The following is a 5,484-nucleotide window of genomic DNA, read 5'->3' on the forward strand; positions in this document are numbered from 1 at the left end:
ACATGAATAAGCAGGATTTATGGGAGCAGCCTATAAAATCTAGCGGTGAACATGGCATTTTCAAAAAACACGATTGGATAAAAGAAGCAGATGGAAAACTGATTAGCGCTAAGCTTCTGCGAGAGTGTGCTAAAAGCGCACAAGTTAAATTCAATGACTTAGCAAAAGATAGTGATGGAAATGCTAATCATCCTATCTCAAAAAAAGCATTTGAATACCTTGAGGAAAAGAATTCAGCTCATAAATCAAGCATACTATTGCTAGGCTATGCAATTGAGCTTTTGTTGAAAGCTGGGATTGTTTCTTTGCTCATTTCAGCACCCAAAAGTTTTCTCGAAAACACAGTGAAATGCTACAGCCACAAATTACTCAATATTGCCAATGATTTACAACTAAAACTATCTAAAGAAGAACAAAATCTTTTGAAGAACTTAAGTAGTTACATTATCCAAGAAACCAGATACCCAGTAACACCTACTTCAACTGCTGAGTATTGTGAGAAAACAAATATAATTACATCATTCGTAGCCGATGATACTCAGTTCAACCTTGGAGCTAACTTATTTAATAATATTCGAAGAATTATTTTAGATATTGATGGTACGCGAGACAACACCAAATTCTATTGTCGAATGGAAATGGATGAAAATGGTTACATAATTTTTAGAGCTGGAGGTTCATTACCTCCGATATTTATCATTAAATATTGTGACACCCAAATAGCATCAGAACTAAATTCTCTGAGCCATATCAAAGTCTTGTTGTCACGAAAGAATAAAGAAGATATGACCATACACTCTCGCTTAATGGAGAAAACATGGGATAGCGCAATATTCTTTGTCGTAAATGAAAAGAAGGGGTTGAAGAGGGTCGAGTCTAAACAGTAAATATTTTCAATTAGCCGTCAGGCGTAATCGGACGTTCGCGTAAATGGATTCTCCCACCATAACGGTCACCCGCATTTCCCCTCCAGCTGGCTGCTGCTGACTCGCGGCAACAACCGCAATCAAAGCCTCTCGTTCGTCCGATTACGCTGCGCTAATCGAACCTACAGGGGGGTAATGAGCTGTTATCATTTGAGACAGTGCCCAGCGCCGCCACGCCCAAGAGGAAAGTCATGGATATACCTGCCGCCCCATCCCCCGCCATCTGCCAGCTGTGTCAGGAGAAAGCAGATCTCGACTTCGACTTCACCATGGCCTTCCAGCCCATCGTCGATTGCAGCCAGCGCACCATCTTCGGCTACGAGGCGCTAGTGCGGGGGATCAACAACGAACCCGCGCAGAGCGTGATTGCCCGGGTCAACGACGACAACCGCTACCGTTTCGATCAGCTGTGCCGGATCAAGGCCATCGCACTGGCCGCCCGCCTCGATATGCGGGGCATGCTGAGCATCAACTTTCTGCCCAATGCGGTCTACCGCCCGGAGCGCTGCATCCGCACCACCCTGCAGGCGGCCCGCGAGCATCTCTTTCCCATCGAGCAGATCATGTTCGAGCTGACCGAGGTGGGGCAGGTGCAGGATAGCCAGCATCTTCGCGGCATCGTCGATCACTATCAGGCGCTCGGCTTCAAGACGGCAATCGATGACTTTGGCGCCGGTTACTCGGGCCTCAACCTGCTGGCCGATTTTCACCCCAATATCGTCAAACTCGATATGCACCTGCTGCGCGGCATCGACCAGGACCCGACCCGACAAGCCATAGTGCGCCACTGTCTGGCGCTGTTTGCCGAGTTGCAGATCACCCCGCTGGCAGAGGGGATCGAGACCCGCCAAGAGATGGCCTGCCTGCGGGAGATGGGCATCAGCCTGATGCAAGGCTATCTGTTTGCCCGCCCCGGCTTCGAAACCCTGCCCGAGGTGGATTTCACCAGCCTGTAAGCCAGTCGGTCTGCCCTGCTCCCCTCAGCCCACTCCCGCCCGAATAAGAAAACGGACACCCAAGGGTGTCCGTTTTTATGTCATATCACCTTACCCCGAGGGGTTGTGTGCTGACGGTTTACAGATAGCTCTCATCGACGCCGATATGGGCCAGCGCAGCCAGCTCGAGCGGTGTCAGCTGGCTGGCGGAGTCGATCATGGTCGGCTCGCCACGGGCGGACCCGGGCAGTAGCAGCCGCTCCTTGAGCGCATCGGTCAGGCTGCCCACCAGATTGCCCATGCGGGTCAGGCGGGAGACCAGCACAGCCTCAGGGCTGCTTTCGCTATCGGCAAAGCCGGAGACCTGAGCCACCGCGAAGTCGCAGATAGCCCTGGCCCGATCACCAAAAGCCCCTTCCAGCTGTTGCAGCACCTGCCGCGCTTCGCTGGCGCCGAGACGCGCCACCGCCGCCTTCATGTTGTCACCATCAAAGCGCTGCCGCGCCCCGGCATCGAGCCGATCTTCCGGCTTGCCAGCGGTATGGTCAGCCCACGCCTGATCGCCCTGACTGGCAAACTGCATCAGACCGCCCAGCACCAACCGCTGGTTGGGGCGCGCCGAGGCGAGGCTGTCGAGGGCATGACCAAGGGCAGAGCCCTTGGCGTCGCTGCCGCTGGCCAGCGAAAGCGCCAGTGTGCGCAGGGTTTGCAGATCGCCACGGGTCTGCAATTTGGCCATGTGGGAACCATTGATGGAGCCATCGGCAATGTGTTGATGCAGGGCATTGAGATCGCTGCTGCTCAGGGTCACCTCGGTCGAGGTTTGATCCCGCAGCAGGTAGCTGGCCTGATAGCTGATAAGATCCAGCGCCAGCTTGTAGCCGGTGGCCGGGGTCTGGCGATCCATGGTGACCTGTTCGCGAGCAGCCCCTTTACTCTCACCGCTTTGGACGGGCGCCGCATCCGCAGTGGTGGTCGCGCTTTGCGCCGGTTCACCAGCGATTTCAGCTTTGACGGCCCGCTGCAGGTCGGCCACTTCACCCATCGCGGTGTGCAGCTGGCTCATCGCCTCTTGCAACAGTTCGGGAGTGGCGCTGGCGAGCAGCTCGCTCACCTTGCCTCCCACAGTGCCCCACTGCTGGAGCGGGATACCGGCGATGGGGCGTTCAAGTAACCCGGCTGCAGCAGTCTGACTCTCCTGCCGCATGGAACCATCCCGGATCCCGATCAGGGAGGTCGCCAGTGAGCGCAGGGCACCATTGCCGGTCGCCAGACGGGGATGATCCTGCCCCAATTGTTCGGCATTGATATTGTTCAGCTCGCTGGCCTTGTCGAGCCCGCCCAGGGTGAAAGGCAATGCCTGTTGCAGCAGCAACCTTTTTTGGTCAGCCTGCGAGAGGTTGTCTGTCACAGGAGTCTGTTGCGCCTTCGGCGCAGCGTCACTCTTGCTGCTCCCCAGCAGGTTGCCAATCCACTCTTTGATGGCCACAAACGGGCGGGCCAGCTGAGCCCCCAGTCGCGAGAGCAGCCCCTGCCCTTTCTGCGGTTCGCTGCGGTTGCCCAGCAGGATCGCATCTTGCCCGGTGGCGATCTGACGCGCCTCCAGCTGGCCCATCCGGCCAACCCCTGTGGTTGCATCACTGTGGTGAGCGACGGCCTGTGTGCCGACGGTGTTTGCTTGAATCTGCATGATGATTGTCTTCTTGTGATGTTTCGCCGCCAGTCTAGGAGAGGCCATCAACAGGGACTATCGGGATTGGTCGCGATTTTTGTACTGAGCGCGGCGTGCTATCTCGCTGACCGAAAAGCTAAAAAAAGAGAGCCACCATTAACAGTGCCGCTGGCGGTGACCTGCTCTAATGGCGCCATCATCAATCTGGAGCCATCAATGAACTCTCTTTATCACGCCGCCATCCACCAGCTGTTTCTCTCCCTCTCCCTGCCTGCGCCGCAACAGGAGGAGAGCGTCACCAGCCTGCAGATCGGCGAACTGACCTGTCACCTGACCGAACACCCGGCCGACTATCTGCTGATGTTTACCCGCCTCGACGCGGCCACCAGTGCTCAGGCGGCCGCCCAGAACCTCTTCAGTCAGGACCCGTGCAAACCGGTACTGGGTTTCGATACAGAGAGCCTGACACCGGTACTGTGGAGTCGTCAGCCCTTGCAGCAACTGGATCGCACCCAGATCCACCACCAGCTGGAACAGCTGGTGCACGCCACCAGCGAGATCAACAAAGGCCAGGACGGCACCATCCGGCCTTGAGCCATTGGTGTGACCACACCCCACGTCACCATAGATGGATAACTACACCTCTGGCCTGAGCAAACTGGGCAGCGGGCCCCCGGACTGGTATGGTTTTGCCATCAATTCATCAACGACCGAGATATCATGAAACGCAAAACCATGGCCCTGCTGCTGGGCACCCATCTGCTGGTCGCGGCGGCAGGCTTTGCCGCCGGTGTCTACACCCTGCCGATCCTGATCGCGCCACCCGCACCTGATACCGAGCAGGTAGCGGCCAACCAGCAGCAGGCGAGATTCCACGGCACCTTTCGCCGGGATCTGAAAGACAGCGATCGGCTGCACTGGGGGGAAGGCAAGGTGAGCATAGGGCCGGATGCCATCAGCCTGATGGGCAAGCTGGCCCCCGGGCCGGACTACCAGCTCTACCTCTCCCCCGAGTTTGTCGAGACCGAAGCCGATTTTGCCCGCCTCAAGGATCAGATGGTGCGAGTCGGGCCGGTGAAGACCTTCGACAACTTTATCGTGCCACTGCCCGCCACGATCGATCCGGCCCGCTACAGCAGCGTGATCGTCTGGTGTGAAACCTTCGGCCAGTTCATCACCGCCGCCCGTTATCAGGATCTGCGCCCGGAGCAGTAACCTCGCCCCAGACCCGCACCATGAAAAAGGGCTGACATCGCTGTCAGCCCTTTTGCTATCCGGCCCGCTCGTCATTAACGCTCCGGCTTGGTCATCTCCCGCAGCAGCTGATCGATGCAGCCCACTACCTGCTCTGAGTTCTGCTCGATTTCGCGATATAGAGCCTCCGCCTCTTCATGCTTGTGCTGGTTTTTCAGCTCGATAATCTGCTGGATCACCTGATGCAGTCTGGCGTGCGGGGCGGCGATCGCTCTGAAGGCGGGTTGATCGCCACAGCATGCCTGCCCTTCGCTGAAGTACCAGTGACCAAGGCGACACTCCTTGTCACTGACCGCCTCGCTGCGCGACAGCCCCTCCTGCCCATCCAGATAGGCACGCACCCGGGTCTTCCAGCCCATATGAGCGGCGCGGGCGCGACTCAGCACCATCCGCACGTTGGAACCATCCTGGAACTGCCCGGCCAGATCCCCCAGCTTGTCCACCAGGGTCGCCACATGGCTGGCGATATGGGCGGTATCCCGCGCCACCAGCGTGGTGGCCTGGGAGATCTCGTGGACGCTGACGATATTGCGGGTGATCTCGTCGCTCACCGACGACTGCTCCTCCGAAGCGGCGGCGATCTGGGTGTTCATGTCGCGAATGCTGTTGACCGCCCCCTTGATCCGGCCGAGGGCTTCTCCCGCCTGATCGGCCCGCTCTACCGACTCCCCCGCCCGCGAGACGCTGTGTTCGATCA

6 protein-coding genes are annotated in these 5,484 nt (G+C 57.4%); 4 read left to right on the forward strand and 2 right to left on the reverse strand.

Features of this window, described 5'->3' with window-relative positions:
- The coding region (locus AACS18_RS01135; RefSeq protein ID WP_181363374.1) for a hypothetical protein at window positions 1-887 on the forward strand (887 nt) is incomplete at its 5' end.
- A 230-nt stretch (window positions 888-1,117) separates the two neighbouring features.
- Window positions 1,118-1,882 (forward strand): EAL domain-containing protein, encoded by a 765-nt coding sequence (locus AACS18_RS01140; protein ID WP_108613487.1) that lies wholly within the window; start codon window positions 1,118-1,120, stop codon window positions 1,880-1,882.
- A gap of 118 nt (window positions 1,883-2,000) precedes the next feature.
- Here the strand turns inward: AACS18_RS01140 and AACS18_RS01145 are convergent, their stop codons facing one another.
- The gene (locus tag AACS18_RS01145; RefSeq protein ID WP_108613488.1) at window positions 2,001-3,551 is read right to left on the reverse strand and encodes an ADP-ribosyltransferase; all 1,551 of its coding nucleotides are present in this window, start codon (window positions 3,549-3,551) and stop codon (window positions 2,001-2,003) included.
- 198 nt (window positions 3,552-3,749) lie between these two features.
- Here AACS18_RS01145 and AACS18_RS01150 point away from each other — a divergent pair, with 198 nt between their 5' ends.
- On the forward strand, window positions 3,750-4,127 hold the full coding sequence (locus AACS18_RS01150) for a CesT family type III secretion system chaperone (protein ID WP_108613500.1): 378 nt from the start codon (window positions 3,750-3,752) through the stop codon (window positions 4,125-4,127).
- A gap of 126 nt (window positions 4,128-4,253) precedes the next feature.
- A complete protein-coding gene (locus AACS18_RS01155) occupies window positions 4,254-4,748 on the forward strand; it encodes a DM13 domain-containing protein (RefSeq protein WP_108613489.1) in 495 nt (164 codons plus the stop codon).
- 74 nt (window positions 4,749-4,822) lie between these two features.
- Here the strand turns inward: AACS18_RS01155 and AACS18_RS22965 are convergent.
- Window positions 4,823-5,484 (reverse strand): CZB domain-containing protein (locus AACS18_RS22965; RefSeq protein ID WP_258228809.1); only part of this gene is annotated, 662 nt, incomplete at its 5' end.

The organism is Aeromonas sp. HMWF015, assembly GCF_963878965.1.
Classification (GTDB): Bacteria; Pseudomonadota; Gammaproteobacteria; order Enterobacterales; family Aeromonadaceae; genus Aeromonas; species Aeromonas veronii.

Coding starts and splice junctions, on each gene's coding strand:
- AACS18_RS01140 (WP_108613487.1), top strand. CDS start 1,118: ATGGATATACCTGCCGCCCCATCCCCCGCCATCTGCCAGCTGTGTCAG.
- AACS18_RS01145 (WP_108613488.1), bottom strand. CDS start 3,551: ATGCAGATTCAAGCAAACACCGTCGGCACACAGGCCGTCGCTCACCAC.
- AACS18_RS01150 (WP_108613500.1), top strand. CDS start 3,750: ATGAACTCTCTTTATCACGCCGCCATCCACCAGCTGTTTCTCTCCCTC.
- AACS18_RS01155 (WP_108613489.1), top strand. CDS start 4,254: ATGAAACGCAAAACCATGGCCCTGCTGCTGGGCACCCATCTGCTGGTC.